This is a genomic window from Streptomyces sp. NPDC046909, from assembly GCF_040644695.1.
Classification (GTDB): Bacteria; Actinomycetota; Actinomycetes; order Streptomycetales; family Streptomycetaceae; genus Streptomyces.
In genome coordinates, this window is sequence record NZ_JBEYXC010000001.1 from 371,522 (window position 1) to 388,127 (window position 16,606).

Annotated in this window: 11 protein-coding genes; 8 read left to right on the forward strand and 3 right to left on the reverse strand. The window is 64.8% G+C overall.

The genetic code is table 11. From position 1 onward, the window contains the following. Positions 1 to 113 precede the first annotated feature (113 nt). The 7 genes from ABZ928_RS01560 to ABZ928_RS01590 all read left to right on the forward strand — a co-directional run bounded on the left by ABZ928_RS01560 (position 114) and on the right by ABZ928_RS01590 (position 11,309). Positions 114 to 7,061, forward strand: a complete 6,948-nt coding sequence (locus ABZ928_RS01560; protein WP_361514908.1) for a polymorphic toxin-type HINT domain-containing protein — start codon at positions 114 to 116, stop codon at positions 7,059 to 7,061. 30 nt (positions 7,062 to 7,091) lie between these two features. Next, positions 7,092 to 7,496: a hypothetical protein gene (locus ABZ928_RS01565; protein ID WP_361514422.1), complete on the forward strand. Its 405-nt coding sequence runs from the start codon at positions 7,092 to 7,094 to the stop codon at positions 7,494 to 7,496. A 289-nt stretch (positions 7,497 to 7,785) separates the two neighbouring features. Next, on the forward strand, positions 7,786 to 8,235 hold the full coding sequence (locus ABZ928_RS01570) for a hypothetical protein (RefSeq protein WP_361514423.1): 450 nt from the start codon (positions 7,786 to 7,788) through the stop codon (positions 8,233 to 8,235). Positions 8,236 to 8,976: 741 nt separating this feature from the next. Next, on the forward strand, positions 8,977 to 9,393 hold the full coding sequence (locus tag ABZ928_RS01575) for a hypothetical protein (protein ID WP_361514424.1): 417 nt from the start codon (positions 8,977 to 8,979) through the stop codon (positions 9,391 to 9,393). A gap of 80 nt (positions 9,394 to 9,473) precedes the next feature. Continuing rightward, on the forward strand, positions 9,474 to 9,983 hold the full coding sequence (locus tag ABZ928_RS01580) for a hypothetical protein (RefSeq protein WP_361514425.1): 510 nt from the start codon (positions 9,474 to 9,476) through the stop codon (positions 9,981 to 9,983). A gap of 87 nt (positions 9,984 to 10,070) precedes the next feature. Continuing rightward, positions 10,071 to 10,499, forward strand: a complete 429-nt coding sequence (locus ABZ928_RS01585; protein WP_361514426.1) for a hypothetical protein — start codon at positions 10,071 to 10,073, stop codon at positions 10,497 to 10,499. Positions 10,500 to 10,904: 405 nt separating this feature from the next. Beyond that, positions 10,905 to 11,309 (forward strand): hypothetical protein, encoded by a 405-nt coding sequence (locus ABZ928_RS01590; RefSeq protein WP_361514427.1) that lies wholly within the window; start codon positions 10,905 to 10,907, stop codon positions 11,307 to 11,309. 106 nt (positions 11,310 to 11,415) lie between these two features. Here ABZ928_RS01590 and ABZ928_RS01595 read toward each other — a convergent pair whose 3' ends face one another. Both ABZ928_RS01595 and ABZ928_RS01600 read right to left on the reverse strand, forming a co-directional pair. Beyond that, positions 11,416 to 11,607, reverse strand: a complete 192-nt coding sequence (locus ABZ928_RS01595) for a hypothetical protein (RefSeq protein WP_361514428.1) — start codon at positions 11,605 to 11,607, stop codon at positions 11,416 to 11,418. 11 nt (positions 11,608 to 11,618) lie between these two features. Next, a complete protein-coding gene (locus ABZ928_RS01600; protein WP_361514429.1) occupies positions 11,619 to 12,470 on the reverse strand; it encodes a helix-turn-helix transcriptional regulator in 852 nt (283 codons plus the stop codon). 271 nt (positions 12,471 to 12,741) lie between these two features. On the opposite strand from ABZ928_RS01600, the gene ABZ928_RS01605 reads away from it, so the two are divergent. After that, entirely contained in the window at positions 12,742 to 13,230 is a 489-nt protein-coding gene (locus ABZ928_RS01605) for an ATP-binding protein (protein WP_361514430.1), read from the forward strand. 95 nt (positions 13,231 to 13,325) lie between these two features. Here the strand turns inward: ABZ928_RS01605 and ABZ928_RS01610 are convergent, their stop codons facing one another. Then, on the reverse strand, positions 13,326 to 16,445 hold the full coding sequence (locus ABZ928_RS01610) for a beta-N-acetylglucosaminidase domain-containing protein (protein WP_361514909.1): 3,120 nt from the start codon (positions 16,443 to 16,445) through the stop codon (positions 13,326 to 13,328). Between the last annotated feature and the right edge of the window lie 161 nt (positions 16,446 to 16,606).

The following is a 16,606-nucleotide window of genomic DNA, read 5'->3' on the forward strand; positions in this document are numbered from 1 at the left end:
GCACGATGACGATGAGCAGAGGGACGTCTCCGTGGGGACGCGTCAGACGAAGTGGATGGCGCAGGTCGGCCAGGCTGCTGGTGCAGTCGTTGGCCTTGGCGCTGGTCGTGCCGATGGGCGTAGCCCAGGTGGCTCAGGCCGCGGAGTCCGGAGGGCTGGGCCGCCCGGACGTCCCCGAGTCTCGGGTGAGCAAGGTCAAGGAGTTCGACGGCCCTGGCGCGAAGAAGGCACGGGAGCAGGTAGCCCGGGACAAGAAAGCCAACAAAGCGCAGGCCGAGCAGGCGCAGACCGAGCGGAAGGCTGCCTGGCCCGGCCAGGGCGAGGCGAAGCTGACCCTTGCCGGGGGCAGAGCGGCCAAGGCGAGTCCTGGCGGGGTTCCGGTGACGCTGGCTCCTCCGTCCAACGACAAGGCTGCGACGGGCCAAGCTCGCGTGACCGTGCTGGACCGGAAGGCCGCCCGCGCGGCAGACATCACGGGCGTGCTGTTGACCGCAGAGGCGGACACAGCAGGTACCGCACAAGTCAGCGTCGACTACAGCGACTTCGCTTCCGCCGTGGGCGGCGGCTGGGCGCAGCGGCTGCACATGGTGCAGCTTCCCGCATGCGTGCTCACCACCCCAGAGAAGGCCGAGTGCCGCATACAGCGTCCACTGCCGTCGCAGAATGACTTCGACCAGCAGTCGGTCTCGGCGCAGGTGCGCGTCGCGGAGTCCACGGACGGCGACTCGACCCAGCTCCTAAAGGCCGTGGACAACACGACCGCCACTGCCACGGTCCTGGCCGTCACCGCCGCGGCGGCCGGCTCCGGCGAGTCGCCCAGCGGCTCCGGAAACTACTCGGCGACCCCGCTTTCGGAATCCTCATCCTGGGAGGCGGGCGGCAGCTCCGGTTCCTTCACTTGGTCCTACCCCTTCACCCTGCCTCCGGCCGCGGCGGGCCCGCAGCCGCCGCTGGCGCTGTCGTACGACTCGGGCAGCGTCGACGGCCGCACTGCCAGGTCCAACAACCAGGGCACGTCTGTCGGTGAAGGCTTCGGGATCACAGACTCCTACATCGAGCGCTCATACGGATCGTGTGACGACGACGGCCACGACGACATATTCGACCTCTGCTGGAAGTACGACAACGCGAGCCTCGTCCTGAACGGCAAATCGTCACGGCTGGTCAAGGACGACGACAGCGGTCAGTGGCGGCTGGAGAACGACGACGCCTCGACGGTGACCCGATCCACCGGCGCGGACAACGGCGACGGAAACGGCGAGTACTGGACGGTCACCACCGGCGACGGCACCAAGTACGTGTTCGGTCTGAACAAGCTGGAAGGTGCAGACACTCAGCGCACCAACTCCACTTGGACCGTAGCGGTGTTCGGTGACGATCCGGATGAGCCTGGCTACAGCAACGGCGACTCCTTCAGCGCCCGGTCGGTGGTCCAGGCCTGGCGATGGAACCTGGACTATGTCGAGGACACCCGCGGCAACGCGGCGACCTACTGGTACTCGAAAGAAGCGAACTACTACAAGAAGAACCAGGCGACAAAGGCGAGCTCGTACTACAACCGAGGTGGATATCTCAACCGGATCGAGTACGGCCTGCGTAAGGACGCACTGTTCACGGACAAGGCTGACGCGAGGATCACCTTCGGCTACGCCGAGCGCTGCACGGCCGCGGATTGTTCCAGTCTGACCGACGCCACCTCGGACAACTGGCCGGACGTACCGTTCGACGCGATCTGCTCGCAGGACGACACCGACTGCGACGCGACCGGCCCGACGTTCTTCTCGCGCAAGCGTCTGACCGGCATCGAAACGTCCTCCTACAACGCCACGAGCGCCGCGTACGACGCGGTGGACTCCTGGGCCTTCACCGAGCAGTACCTGGACGGCGGGGACATCGGTGACAGTTCCGACCAGGTGCTGACCCTGAAGTCGATCAAGCGCACGGCCAAGGCGGGCACCACCAGCATCGCCATGGACCCGATCACGTTCACCTACCAGATGCGGTCCAACCGCGTCGATGCCACGGACAACATCCTCCCGCTGACCCGTCCCCGGATCTCCACGATCACCTCGGAGACCGGTGCCCTCACCACGGTGACGCTGTCGGGCGAGGAGTGCGTGCGCAGCCAGGTCATCTCTGCCGCGCCGGACACCAACACCCGTTCCTGCTATCCGCAGTTCTGGAACATCAACGGTGCCACGGAAGCCTCCATCGACTGGTTCCAGAAGTACCGGGTGCTGGCCGTCACCGTCTCCGACCCGGCCGCCGACAACGAGGCCGTCGAGCACTCCTACGACTACAGCGGCGCGGCCTGGCACTACAACGACTCACCGTTCACGCCGAAGAACGAGCGCACTTGGTCCCAGTGGCGCGGCTACGCCCAAGTCACCGCTTGGACCGGTGCCACGAGCGTCACCCGCTCGAAGACCCTCTCCCTCTTCCTGCAAGGCATGCACGGCGATCAGAAGAGCGACGGCACCACCAAGTCCGTCACGGTCGCCCCACTGTCGTCTCCCGCCCTCGGCGCCGCGTCGGTGAACGACAAGGACGAGTACGCGGGTCAACTGCGCGAGCAGGTCACCTACGACGGCTCCACCGCGATCTCGGCGACGGTCAACGACCCCTGGTCACAGGAGACGGCCCGGCAGAGCCCACCCGGCGCCGGCGACCACGTCGCCCGATTCGTCCGTACCGAGAAGGTCCACAGCTACACCTACTTGACGGCGTCCCAGACCTGGCGCGAACGCCAGACGAGCACAACGTTCGACGGCTACGGCATGCCCGTCACGGTCGACGACTTCGGCCAGGTGGGCAAGGGGTCCGACGAGACCTGCACCCGTACCTGGTACGCCCGCAACGGCGTCGTCGGCATCAACAGCCTTGTCTCCCGCACCCGTACGGTCGCCCGCACCTGCGCCACCACGGACGCCTCGCTCACCCTGCCCGCGTCCATGGACCCGGCCAAGCCATCGCGGGGCGACGTGCTCGCGGACGTGAGCACCGTCTACGACAACACGAGCGCCACGACCTGGTCACCCTCGCAGACGCCCACGACGGGCCTCGCAACCTGGACCGGCCGTGCCACCGGCTACGCCGCCACCGCCAACAGCGACGGCGACCGGCTGCCCTCCGGCTGGCAGCGTGTCTCCGCGACGACGTACGACACGCTGGGCCGCCCCCTGAGCGTCAGCGACGCGACCACGAACCCGCCCAAGTCCCTCGCCTACACCCCGGCCGACGCGGGCCCGCTGACCAAGACGATCACCACCGACCCCAAGACCTACAAGACGACGAGCTTCCTGGACGCGCGACGCGGCCAGCCGCTGCGCATCTACGACGCCAACCTCAAGAAGACCGAGCTGTCCTACGACGCCCTCGGCCGCCTCACCCAGGTCTGGCTGCCGAACCGCGACAGTGCCAGCCAGTCTCCGAACCAGAAGTTCGCCTACCACCTGGACAGCACCCAGTCCTCCTGGGTCTCTACGTCGACCCTGAAGAAGGACGGCGAGACCTACAACACCAGCTACACGCTGTTCGACTCCTCCCTGCGCCCTTTGCAGACCCAGGCCCCGACTCCTGAGGGCGGACGCCTGCTGACGGACACGCGTTACGACACGCGGGGCCTGGCCTACGAGACGTACGCCGACATCTTCGACACCAGCAGCACCCCCAACTCGACCTACACACGCGCCGAGTACGGCGAGGCGCCCACCCAGACGGGGACGGTGTTCGACGGGGCGGGGCGCCCCACAACCTCCAGCCTGCTCGTCTACGGCGTAAAGAAGTGGTCCACCACCACCAGTTACACAGGCGACTCCACCGCCACGACGGCCCTAGCGGGCGGCTCGGCCCAGCGGACCATCAGCGACGTCCGCGGCAAGGCCGTGGAGACCCGCGAGTACGCGAGCACGAGTCCTGCCGACACCGCCTACGGGGCTGGCACCGGTGCCGCGTACACCTCCACGAAGGTCGCGTACGGACTGGACGGCCAGGAGAAGACGATCACCGGGCCGGACAACGCGACCTGGTCGTACGGGTACGACCTGTTCGGCCGCAAAGCGAGCTCCACTGACCCCGACAGCGGGGCGACGCTCACCGAGTTCGACACCCTCGACCGTGCCGTCAAGTCCACGGACTCCCGGGGCCAATCCGTCCTGACCGAGTACGACGTGCTCGGCCGCGTGACGGGAACCTGGAAGACCTCCAAGACAGACATCAACCAGCTCACCAGCTATGCGTACGACACCATTCTGAAGGGTTTGCCCACCTCTTCCACGCGCTATGTGGGCGGCAAGGCGGGCGCGGCCTACACGCAGGCTGTCACCGCCTACGACACCCTTGAGCGGGCCACGGCAACCGAACTGCAGCTGCCTGCCAGCGACGCGCTCGTCAAAGCCAACCCGGCCCTCGCGACACTGAAGTACGAGATGTACTACAACCTCGATGGCACGCTCAAGCAGACGAAGGAACCTGCGGCCGGGGGCCTTTCGGCCGAGAGCCTCGATTACGGATACGACGCCCTCGGCAACCTGACCTCCATCGGCGGCTCGACCGGTTACCTGCTGGACGTGGACTACTCGGCCCTCGCCCAGCCGAACCTGCTGACCCTGGGCGCGGGCGGCACCGACAACAAGAACCTCTACGTCGCCAACAACTTCGAAGCCGGCACCGGCCGTGTGACCCGCAGTTTCGTCACGGACCAGACGCACGGCTACATGCTCCAGGACCTCAACTACGCCTACGACGAGGCCGGAAACGTCACCTCGATCAGCGACCCAGCCCTGCTGGGCGGTGCCAGTTCTGCAGAGACCCAGTGCTTCGCCTACGACGGTCACCGCCGCCTGGTCGATGCCTGGACCCCGTCCTCGCAGAAGTGCTCCGACACCAAGAGCTCGTCGAGTCTGTCGGGGCCGGCCCCGTACTGGACCACGTACTCCTACAACGCGGCGGGCCAGCGGACCGGGGAGACGATCCACAAGTCCACCGGCGACACCAATACGACGTACTGCTACACCAGCACCACCCAGAAGCACACCCTGACCGGCACCACCACCAAGGGCGACTGCGCCAGCCCCGAGCGCACCTACAAGTACGACGCGGGTGGCAACTCCTGGCAACGCCCCGGCAAGTCGGGCACCCAGACACTGGACTGGTCGACCGAAGGCGAGCTCAGCAAGCTGACCGAGAACGGTGTAGCGACCGACTATCTCTACGCCGCTGACGGCAGCCTGCTGATCCGCAACACGCAGAACGGCGAACGCGTCCTGTACGCCGGCTCCACCGAACTCCACCTCCGTGCCAACGGTACGCTCTGGGCTCAGCGCACCTACGGAGCCAGCGGAACCAACTCCGCGGTGCGGTCCAACCAGTCCGGTACCGAGAAGGTCACTTATCTCACCGGCGACCAGCACAACACGGCGTCGTTGTCGGTGAACCGCGACACCGGGCAGACCTTCACCAAGCGCTACACCACACCGTTCGGCGCGGACCGCGGTACCCCCTTGTACGGACCCTGGCCCGACGACAAGGGCTTTCTGGGCCAGACGAGAGATGCCACCACCGGCCTCACTCACATCGGCGCCCGTGAATACGACTCGTCCATCGGTCAGTTCATCAGCGTCGACCCGCTCCTGGACCCGAGCGACGACCAGAGCCTGAACGGTTACAGCTACGCGGGCAACAACCCGGTCACCTTCAGCGACCCGAGCGGTCTGTTCTGCGATGGCTGCAGCGTCGGCAACGACGACAGTGCCTGGACCCCTGAACACGGGCCTGGCTGCACCACCGAGGGCTGCTACGACGAGGACGGCAACAAGACCAGCGGAAGCGGCGGGGGCGGGGGTACTGCCACCAACGACGGCTCCAGCACGACCCCCAGCACTACCCCACCCGTGGTTGACCGGGTCATCATCCCGGATAAGGACCAGCTGTATGCGATGGGCTACGGCGGGGGCTACCCGGACTCGATCACCTACGCCGAGATGCTCTCAAAATGGGCAGAAAAGAAGTGTTACGACCGGAGGAACGTCGAGGCATTCTGCGACACGGCCACGCGTGCGGGGCTAGTGCGCACCGACAGTGCGAATGACCCGTGGGGTGTCAAGGCCACATACCACTGTCTCACCGGCCGCGGGGACTGTGGCGAGGCCATCGTTGATGCCGTCATCAACCTCGCCACGCTTGCCTTCGGATCCACCGGGAAAGCGCTAGCGGCACGTGGCGCGTCACCAGCGGTCGCAGCGGAGGCAGAGGCTGCCGCAGCCAACTTGATGAAGGCATCGTGCAGCTTCACGCCCGATACACCGGTCCTGTTGAAGAGCGGCGAAACCAAAGCAATCAGCGAGGTCAAGGTCGGCGACAAGGTCGCTGCTGCCGATCCTGACACCGGCAAACGCCAAGGAAGCAAGGCCGTCACCCATCGCTTCGCCCACCAGGACGACGACCTAGTCGACGTGACTGTACGTACCACCGACGGTCACACATCCGTCCTGCACACCACCGCCGACCACCCCTTCTGGAACGAGACCCTCCAGACCTGGACGACAGCCGCCACACTCCGCTCCGGCTACCGGCTCAACACCGCGACCGACACTCACGTCCGAGTGGTCGACGTGGTAGACCAGGCTGGTTCCACCGAGATGTACAACCTCACAGTCAACGATCTGCACACGTACTATGTTTTGGCTGGCGAGACACCCGTCCTGGTCCACAACAGTTGTCCCGTCCTCCTAGGGAACAGAGAAGGCATTACGAACTACCGTCTGGATAACCCTGGCAACTTCAAAGTCCTCAACCTTCGAGGCACTATGAACAAGTTGGGAAAAGACGGCGCAAAGGTAATCGGCGCGAAGGGTAACGGAAGATGGAACTGGACCCGCAACAAGCGCTTTATAGATGATGCGCTGGCCAGCGGTACGCCAATTCGCCTGGTGACGGATCCTGGCAAGTCCCTTTACATCGGAGGCAAGGTCTATCAGCGAGAACTCAAATACCTGATGGGTAAGGGCTACAGCTGGCGCCAAGTGGACAACTACTGGGAAGTTTACAGAATTCTTCCCTAGGTCGAACAAGGAAGGCGAAGGAAAGAGCTCGTGGCTCAACGAAAAGTCAGCTTCTTTGACGAGGTCAGTACGGTATTCGCGGACCTGGCGGACGAGTTGAAGCTCACCGGTCCTGAGGAGAACGAGCTGGTCCTGCCATGCTCGATCTATAAGGGATCGGGTGTGGAGTACCGAATCATGCTCAATGACCTGGAAGGAAGGGTGGGGTGCACCATAAAGATCCAAGCTGATACCGTCAGTTTGACGGCGGATATCGAGCCACTAGCCATCGTTTCCGGTGCTGTGGAGAAGCGTGGCGGTATCTCCTACAGTGCCCGAAATCAGAACCAGTTGCAGAAATCTCTCCTAGGGTTGGCCGACTACGTCCGCCGCGTGCATCCCTTCCTCGTCGACCCCGCCACAGCTGTGGACCTGATTCGGAAAGCTAGGGCTTGAGAATGGTACTGGCGGGCAAAATCGTGATCCGGGACCACTAGCCCACCGCCGCCGGTCCACAGATAGTGCCTGTAACCGAAAGACGCTTTCAATACCCTCTTCGTGTCCGGCGAGGGTGTTGAAAGCTATTTTCCAATCACAGGTTGGCCAGTGACGCGAGGTATGCCTGGTCGACGCAGTGATCAAGAATCGGCCAGGATGTTCATGCTAGAGAACTGAAATATCTCGAAGGTGAAGGTTACGGCTGGCAGCAGTTCGTTGATTACTGGGAAGTTTATAAGATTCGGCCTTGAATGGTTACGCAAACAAGGTGAGGGTGTTTGGAATGGCGCCTTCGGCGAAGGTCTTCTTCGGAGAGGTGCGACTGGCGTACTCCGGGGTGTCGGCCAGGTTGGGTTTCGTTGGTCCCGAGGAGAATCTGGATGTCGTGCCGGCTGCGACGTACAGAGGCGACGGACTGGTCTATGAAGTCTGCCTGGATTGGCGCGCTGGAGACGTGGACACGTGGGTGGACTTTAGGAGCGATGCCTACTTGTTTCACGTGGGTCTCGAGGCCTTGGCACTGAGCTTGGAGATTGTGGAAAAACGTGGCGGAATTTCCTATAGCGCTCGTAATCTGAAACAGATGAAAAATTCGCTAGAGGGGCAGGCCGCATATGTGGATCTTGTGCACCCCATAATCGCTGCTGGAGAAGTGGAGCGCCTTATGGTTGAGGCTGGAGCGCAGAGGTTCGGGTGAGGGGCCCAGTGCTGCGGAAAACTTGCGAGAATGCTGCGTAGCGATCTGGGATCACTAGCCCAACCGCCACCGGCCCACACGTAGCGCCTGTAACCGAAAGAGGGTTATCGACACCCTCTTCGTGTACGGAGAGAATATCGATAAGCACTTCCTAATTGCAGGTTGTGGACTGCGCAGGGTTCGAGGTGTCGGGCGGCATGAATGCTGCCGGAGGCGCCATGATTCCCGAGATTGGGTGAGTTGTATGCAAGAAGAGTGGTTGACTGAAATCTCGGACCGACTTCAAGGCGACGGATATGAGCGAATTGATGAGGAGTTGAGTGGGCCTTTCGGGAATGTTCGCATCAGGTTCAAGGGTATGTTGTGCGAAGTGATTGTGGGGAGGGAGAAGGTGGAATGGTACGTTGCAATTGCGCCACGGGGTGGAGAGCCGAGGATGTCGCCTAGCGTTTAGGCTTGCTATATTGACGGCGTGGAGCAGGATATCGAAAATGTCCCACCCTTGGAAAGTGAGCTGGAATTCTTTTATGGCCGCTTGAGGGAGGTAGAGCAAGCCGTGGAGCGAGATGGTGAGGTTGGCGATAAACTCCGCGCCATAAATCGCAAACGCGTCATGGCTAGGCTAAGGCTGGGGCCTGACATGAAAAGGCTTAAAGGGGAATCCTAGGGGCCTGTGGGGGAATCGGCGCAGAGGGTCCATATCTGGATAGCGGGGTATCAGGGTGTATGGCTCGACGGAAATTGAGCTTCTTCGACGAGGTTCGCGCGGCCTTCACTGCCACGGCAGAGGAGCTCAAACTCACGGGTCCCGAGGAGAGTGAACTGATTATGCCGAGCGCCAACTACAAAGGTTCTGGTGTCGAGTACCGGTTCCGTTTCGATAGCCAAGAAGGCACTGTCACATGTAGCGTCAAAATCCCAACGGACACCGCCGATCTGACGGTGGACGTCGAACCGCTGGCTATCGCTGCCGGTATTGTGGAGAAGTGCGGCGGCGTCTCCTACAGTGCCCGGAACCAGAATCAGTTGCAGAAATCCCTACTGGGGCAGGCTGACTACGTCCGGCGTGTGCATCCGTTCCTTACCGACTTCGCGGCAGCCGTGGACCTGATGCGGAAAGCCGGTGCTGATGAATGGCGTCGGCACGGCACGACGTGATCCAGGACCACCACTCCAACCGTAAATGCTAGACGCAAGCGGGGCGAGAATTGGCTGCACGTTCCAGGAGGGGTGATGCAATGAGCTCCAATGGGCGATCATTTGCGATTCTTGCACCCGACAAGAATGTGAATTATGGCCGTCAAGAGTTGCCCTCTGCTCGGGATGGCCAGATTCGAGATCTGTTGCTCGGAGTGACAGAGGAAGTCGGATTCGATCGGATCAAGAACCTGATGCCGCGATATGCTGATCAGGTGCTGAGCGCTTTCGCGGAACGGGCTGCTTCGATCGCGGTGCGTCACCAGGATGCGCGTGAGCTGCGCGCTGGCCTCCTTGCTGCGGCCATCGCTAATTCGATTACCGGAGATGAGAGGGAGGCTTTGCCCGCGCTCGCGCTGCTTCATCGAGCAGCCGAGATGATCGGTAACGATCCGCGCCTGGAATTCTCCTCCGTCTATGAGATCTGGGGCGGCCGTGAAGGTGCCCTCGCCAAGTTCCTGAGGCGATCTCCGGAAGATAAGACAATCGAGGCAATGGGCTACGAGGAAGGCGATGACAAGCGAGGCTTTAGATTCTTCCGCAATTGGTAGGGATGGCTGCTGAGGTGATCGCCGCCATGAAATGGTCGAACACCCACGTGATGCTCCCGTAAGGAAGGTGAGGGGGGAGACGCGCCCGTGACACGACGCAGAGTGAACTTTTTCGACGAGGTCGCTACGGCCTTCGCTGATGTGGCGGACGACTTGAAACTCACCGGTCCGCAAGAGAGGAACCTGGTAGTGCCAGCCTCTATCTACCGGGGCGCTGGTGTCGAGTACAGAATCTGGCTCGACAATCAGGAAGGAACCGTGGGGTGCGACGCCAAAATCCACCTGGAAGCCGTTAACCTGACGGCGGACATCGAGCCGCTGGCCATCGCTGCCGGTGTCGTCGAAAAGCGTGGCGGCATCTCCTATAGCGCCCGCAACCTGAACCAGTTGCGAAAGTCGCTGCACGGCCAGGCTGACTACGTACGACGTGTGCATCCGTTCCTCGCCGACCCTGCCACAGCCGAGAACGTGATGCGGAATGCCGACGCTCGTGAATGGACCCGGCGTGACATGTAGCGATCCGGTATCACCGGCCCAACGGCCGCCACTGCGCCTGGTGAACGCATCACCGAAACACGACGATTGACAGGCCGGCCGACCAGCGCGGTGAGCGCGTCTCCGACGGAGCGAAAGTGTTACCGCTCAAGTCGGTCCCGCAAGCCCCGCGTGACGGGTGGAGGTCGTAGTCCGGGATGAGGACGCCGCACTCGGCGAGGTAACGGCTTCTCAGCGGACTGTTGGGGGCCGAGACCTGAAGCACGCCGTGAATCGACCGTATAGGTTCGTCACGTGATCACCGACGACCGAGCCAATTCCACTACAACGACCAGGAGTCAAACCGTGATAGTCACTCTCGCTCGCAAGAGACCCGTCACAGTCCGCACCCTGCCCTGGGCCGGCCGCGAGGGAGACTTGCCCACCGTGCGGGCCTTCCTCGGTAGCGACCTCGTCGGCGCCGAAGAACGCGACGGTGCGCTGAACCTCCTCATTCGCACGATGGAGCGAGGCTCGGAGCCGGACGAGATCCCGCCCGGCTGGGTGCTGATCGAAGGGGTGCGTGGCGAGCACTACGCCTGTGAAGGCGCCATTTTCGCCGAGACCTACGAGTCGGCTGATGCCGTCGTGACGCCGCCCGTGGACCGGACCGTGGTCCTCCGTGAGGCCGCGGACGCGATCGTGGCGGACCAGACCCGTGAGGAAGACCAGGAGCGAGCCCGGAACGGCGGGCTCAGCCACGAAACCGTTCTGCGAGGCAACGCTGTGCGCGCGAAAGCTGACTTGCTGCGCCGCATGGCCTCGACGCAGCAAGCGGTCGTTGAGCCGTGACCGGGAGGCGCGGCCGCTTCCGCGTACGCGGCACGTACACATACGCCGCTACGTCGTCCGACCAGGGATTCCCCCGCCATGACAGCCCAGTCGGCCGACTGCGTCGTCAGAGTAGGTGGTCCGCCTTGCCGGCCTTGATCTCCAGAATCATGTTTCGGAGCGCTTCGCGAGTGTCAGTGAGGTAGGTGCTCTCGGCACCGGCTATGGCGATGTAGGCGTTGCTGTTCTGGTCGGTGCCCAAGCGGAAGCAGCTGGCTCCCTCGCCGCAGAAGGGTTCTTCCCAAGCAATGTCGTCCATCGGACCTCTCCTCAAAGGCTGCTGGCGATGTCCTGGATGAAGGCCCGCGAGTCTTCGGGTGATGCGGCGATGCGCTCCATCCAGTCCAGATGGGTACGGTACTTGGCCAACTGCGCTTCACCAGCCAGGAATTCCGGGCCATGGGTGCTGTCGATCTGCACGGTGTCCAACTGAGGGACAGGCCCCTCAAGGTAGTTGAAGGTCTGACCGGAGCCGGGGAACGTGCCGCCTGCGAACGGGATGACCAACAGTCGTACGGCAGGGCGCTCGGACACGGTCAGTAGATGGTCGAGCTGCCCGCGAGCAACCTTGGGGCCGCCGAACTGCATCCGCAGGGCGGCCTCATGCACGACGGCGACGTACTCGGGTGGGTTCTCGCCTTCCAGGACCTGCTGTCGTTCCACCCGGTAGGCCAGTCGTAGGGCGACCTCGTGCTCTGGCAGCGGGGGAAGGACGGCCCGGAAGAGCTCCAAGGCGTGGTCGCTGGTCTGCAGCAGGCCAGGGATGTGTGAGATATGGGCCGTCCGCATTCGAGTCGCGGATGCCTCGAACTCGGCGATGTCCAGCAGCCCGGGGGAGAGTGCGCCGCGATAGCGCTCCCACCAGCCCCGCCCGTTGGGCCGGGCCATGCCGACCAGCGCTTCCACGTAGGCTCGGTCGGAGCAGTCGCTGTTGCAAGCGAGGGTGCGCACTCTTTCCGGGCTGATGGCGCGGATACCCGTCTCGATGTTGGAGATCTTTGCCCGGTCGAGGCCGAGCAGCCCGGCAGCCTGGTCGGCTGTTATCCCGGCAGCCAACCGCATCTTGCGAAGCTCGCTGCCCAGACGCCGCTGGCGTTCGGTGGGTGTCGTCCTCGGTGGCATGCCCTTCCTTCCTGTGAGGGTCGTCAGCAGTCTGCCGCGAACTGGTGTCGACGAGCCACGGACGGGCTAATTTCCTCAACGAGGTGGTAATTGAACCATCTCGATCCCTACATTGAGTAACGCATCGCCTGCGTCAAGTAGTTGGAAGTGCATCGCGCGAGCCTGCCCGCAACCTCCTCCCCTGGGAGAGGCGGGCCCGCGTCAGGGAGACAAGCCACCAGTCGCCGCAGGAGCCGGAACTCCGTCCCGTACGCCCTTGAATGGAGCCGCCATGTCCGTCGCCCGTTGTCCGGTCGCCCCCGCGTACTCCGCGGACCCCACCACCCCCACACCCGAAACCCTCGCCTACAGCCTCACGCTCCCCGCTGCTCTGGCCAGCCCGGCACTCGCGAGGGCAGCGGCGCGGGAGGTGCTCAAGGCACACGACCTGCACGACATGCTGGACCCGGCGCTGCAAGCCGTCGGTGAACTCACGGCAGTGGCAGCTCAGTTCACGGAGTCGCCGAACTTCTACTTCTCCCTCCGCTATCGCGCCTCCACCCTCCGTCTGATCGCCTACGACAGTCATCCCCGACACACTCAGTCCAAGCTGGCCGTGGCCTGCGACGCCCGCCGCCGCGCAGCACTCCGAGTCCTCGCCTGCGTCTGCCGGGCCTGCGACGGCACTTGGGGCTTCGGTGAATCCCGCGAACCGGGAGGCGGAACGCGGACCTGGGCCACGTTGCCGAGGGCGGGCGTGGAGGGGTACGGGGGGCGCTGAGTCCCTCTACGCCGTCAACGCGTGCTGGTTGGCTTGAGGGGAGCCCGGAGCGGGAGAAGTGGTACGCCGGACGGATCCGGCGTACCGCCCGTCGATCACTCCACGGGTACGGGCGTCAGCGCGACGGCCAGCGGATAAGCCTCGGTCGCCAGTGGGGACTTGGTGGTACCCGTCGCCGTATCGACCGGTACCAGCGTGTTGCCGTCGGCCGTCGTCACGTACGCCGTACCCCCACTCCAGTCCACCCCCACGTCGAAGGCCGACCTGCCCACCGTGATCCGCGAACCCGGCGCCCCGGTCACCGTGTCGACCGGGGTCACGTAGTCACCGTTGCTCGGGCTCACCCACAGCGTCCGGCCGTCCGGGGACAGGGCGAGGCCGTACGCCTGGCCGGTGACCAGGAGGGTCGGTTCGGTGTCGTTGGTGGCCGTGTCGATCGGAGTCACCGTCGAGCCGCCGGAGTTGGAGACGTAGACCGTCCTGCCGTCCGGGGCGGCGACGACGTTGAAGGGGCGGGGGCCGACGGGGATCGCCGTCCCAGGAGCCAACGCGCCCAGATCGATCGGTGTCACCGTGTTGTCGTGGATGTTCGCCACGTACAGGGTGCGGCCGTCCGGGGTGATCGCCATGTTCTCCGGGCCCGAGCCGACGGTGATGGGCGTCCCCGCCTTCAATGTGCCCGTGTTCACCGGCTGCACCGTTCCGTCCGTGTAGTTGGCCACCCACAGCGTCTCGCCGTCCGGCGTCAGCGCGAGCCCTGCCGGGACCCGGCCCACCGCGACCGTGGCGGTGACCGTGCCGCTCGACACGTCGATCACGCTGACCGTGTTCGAGCCCTGGTTGGCGGCGTACGCGGTACGGCCGTCCGCGCTCACCACCACCTCGCCCGGGTTGTTGCCGACGGCGATGTTCTTGGACGTGCCGGACGCCAGGTCGATCGAACTGACCGACGCGCCACTGAAGTTGGCCGTCAGGGCCCTCAAAGGACCCTTCCCCTCCGTCACTTGTACCGGGATCGCCCGGTCGAGAACTCCCGGTCCCGACACCACGACCGAGTGGACCCCCTCGCTCACTCCGGCCAGCGTGACCGTGGCCGTCGCCGTACCTCCGGCCGGGACTGTCACTGTGCCTTCCATCGGAGAGGCCGTGACCCCGTCCGGCACGTCGAGCTTCCAGGTGACTGTCCTTGCCTCCTGGCTCCGCTTGTCCGAGAAGGAGAGCGTCACCGTCTCCGAGGCGCCCGGCTTCAGGCTCAGCGAGCCGGGCGCGAAGGCGGCGTCGACGCCCGGGTCGGGCGCGTTCTCCAGCATCGTCGTGTACAGGAACTGGTCCATCACGCCTGGTGACACCTGCTCGGGGATCGCATCCAACTCCTTGCGCTCACCCCGCAGTTCCGCCCAGTACTTCGACACCGCGGCCGCGTCACCCCGCTTGTTGGCGAGCAGCAGATCCACCGCCGTCCGCCCCGCGTCTCCGTACCGGCCCAGTTTGTCCAGCCATGCCGATGTCTCGTCCAGGAACCCGGGGTTGTCCAGCCGAGCCCGCAGCTCACCCGGCGTGGCGGCCATGTCGGCGAAGTACGACCGCAGTGCCGCTGCGGCCCGGTCCAGCCCGCTGTCCTCCTCGTACGCCGTGCGGAAGGCGGCGATGAGCTTCGACAGGGTGGGGGACTCGGTCGCGTCCAGCTGGGAGGAGTAGTTGTTCTCGGCGAAGATCCGCAGCCATTTCGCCGCGCCCGGTCCCGCCAGATCGCGGACCGAGGCCAGGAAGGCCGCCCGTGGGTCGTAGGCGGACGGGTTCCACAGGTACGCGGCCGACGTGAAGAGCGCCAGCTTGCTCGCCTCGCCCTGGATCATCGGGTTGGCCGTCACCCCGATCGCCCCGGTCGCTCCGGCCGCCCCGGTCGCTCCGGCCGCCCGGGTCGCTCCGGTCGACGCTCCGCTCACCACACCCGCCTCCCGGCCTGTGTACGGGCCGAGCAGCAGACGGCTGGTGACGTAGTCGTTGACCGGGTAGTTGTCCCAGATCAGGATCGGGTGCCCGAACACCTCACGTGCCTGGGCGACTTGGTCGGCGGTGATCGTCGGAGCGATTACGCCCACGCCGGTCCACTCCACCACCACGGACGGGTCGAGCCGCTCGCGCAGGGCCGTCTTGTACGGGGAGTCGGCGAGGTCGGAGTATTCGGTGGGGACCATCTCCAGGGGTTCGAGGCCGGAGTGGGTCGCCGAGAAGGACTCCCAGACCTTGTTGAGGAGATGGGACTGTGCGGCGCCCGCCGCTCCTCCGCCCGTTCCGAACTTCTCCTCATCCTCGGCGCAGTTCCACTTCGTGTAACTGATGTCGTCCAGCGGGATCGCGAAGGACCGCACCCCGATTGCGTACAGGGAGTCGAACTTCCGGACCAGGGCCGTGATATCGGAATCCGACGAATAGCAGACCGACAGGCCCGGGGAGAGGGCGTACGTGAAGCGGACGTGGTTGGCGGCCGCCCTGTCGACCAGTTCCTTCAGCGCGGACAGTTCGGTGGCCGGGTACTCGTCCCGCCATTGGGCGCGCAGATACGGGTCGTCCTTGGGGGAGTAGACGTACACGTTCTGCTTCGTGCGGCCGTAGAAGTCGAGTTGGCTGAGGCGCTCGGCGTGTGACCAGGGGGTGCCGTAGAAGCCCTCGATGACCCCGCGCAGGGCGGCGGTGGGCCAGTCCCGGACCTTCACCTCGGGCAACCCGCGCGAAGAACCCAGGAGTTGGCGGAGTGTCTGGGCCGCGTAGAAGGTGCCCGTCGCGTCGGATCCGGCGAGGGCGACGACCGTACGGCCCTCCCGGCGGCCGGATGCCAGGGCGTAGCCGCCGGAGGGGAGTCCGGCCGGGGAGCGGGCGCCCAGTCGGCGTAGTGCGTCGGTGGTGCCGGGGCCGTCGAGGTAGACGGTGAAGGCGGCCGGCGTCGAGGGCTTGTCGGTCGTCACGATCCGGTCGGCGCCGGCCTCGCGGAGGGCGGCCTCGACGACCCGGCGGGCCGAGGCGTCCGTGTCCGGGCCGACCACCTCCACGACCCGGTCGGGGACCGTGAAACGGCCGGGTCCCGACCGCATGCTCTGGGGCTGCGGCCACACCGCGGGTTTGCCCGCGGCAGGCGGGGCGGCCGACGCCGATGACGAAGCCGATGGCAAAGCCGACGCCGATGACAAAGACGGGGTGGTGAGGCCGGCGGCCATCAGCAGCACGGCGGCCACCCTCGCCGATCTCCGGGAGAGTCTCGAACGCAAGGTGAATTCATCCACCGGCGGAGTCTATGGATGCTGAATGAATCATTCAATGGCGCCGCCCGCCGGATGCCCCGCCGGATGCCCTGCCGGACGTCCTGTCGGATGTCGTC

What these genes read in the sequence shown, in the direction of transcription:
- ABZ928_RS01560 (WP_361514908.1), top strand. Translation starts at nt 114, where the DNA reads ATGGGCGTAGCCCAGGTGGCTCAGGCCGCGGAGTCCGGAGGGCTGGGC.
- ABZ928_RS01580 (WP_361514425.1), top strand. Translation starts at nt 9,474, where the DNA reads ATGAGCTCCAATGGGCGATCATTTGCGATTCTTGCACCCGACAAGAAT.
- ABZ928_RS01595 (WP_361514428.1), bottom strand. Translation starts at nt 11,607, where the DNA reads ATGGACGACATTGCTTGGGAAGAACCCTTCTGCGGCGAGGGAGCCAGC.
- ABZ928_RS01600 (WP_361514429.1), bottom strand. Translation starts at nt 12,470, where the DNA reads ATGCCACCGAGGACGACACCCACCGAACGCCAGCGGCGTCTGGGCAGC.
- ABZ928_RS01605 (WP_361514430.1), top strand. Translation starts at nt 12,742, where the DNA reads ATGTCCGTCGCCCGTTGTCCGGTCGCCCCCGCGTACTCCGCGGACCCC.
- ABZ928_RS01610 (WP_361514909.1), bottom strand. Translation starts at nt 16,445, where the DNA reads ATGGCCGCCGGCCTCACCACCCCGTCTTTGTCATCGGCGTCGGCTTTG.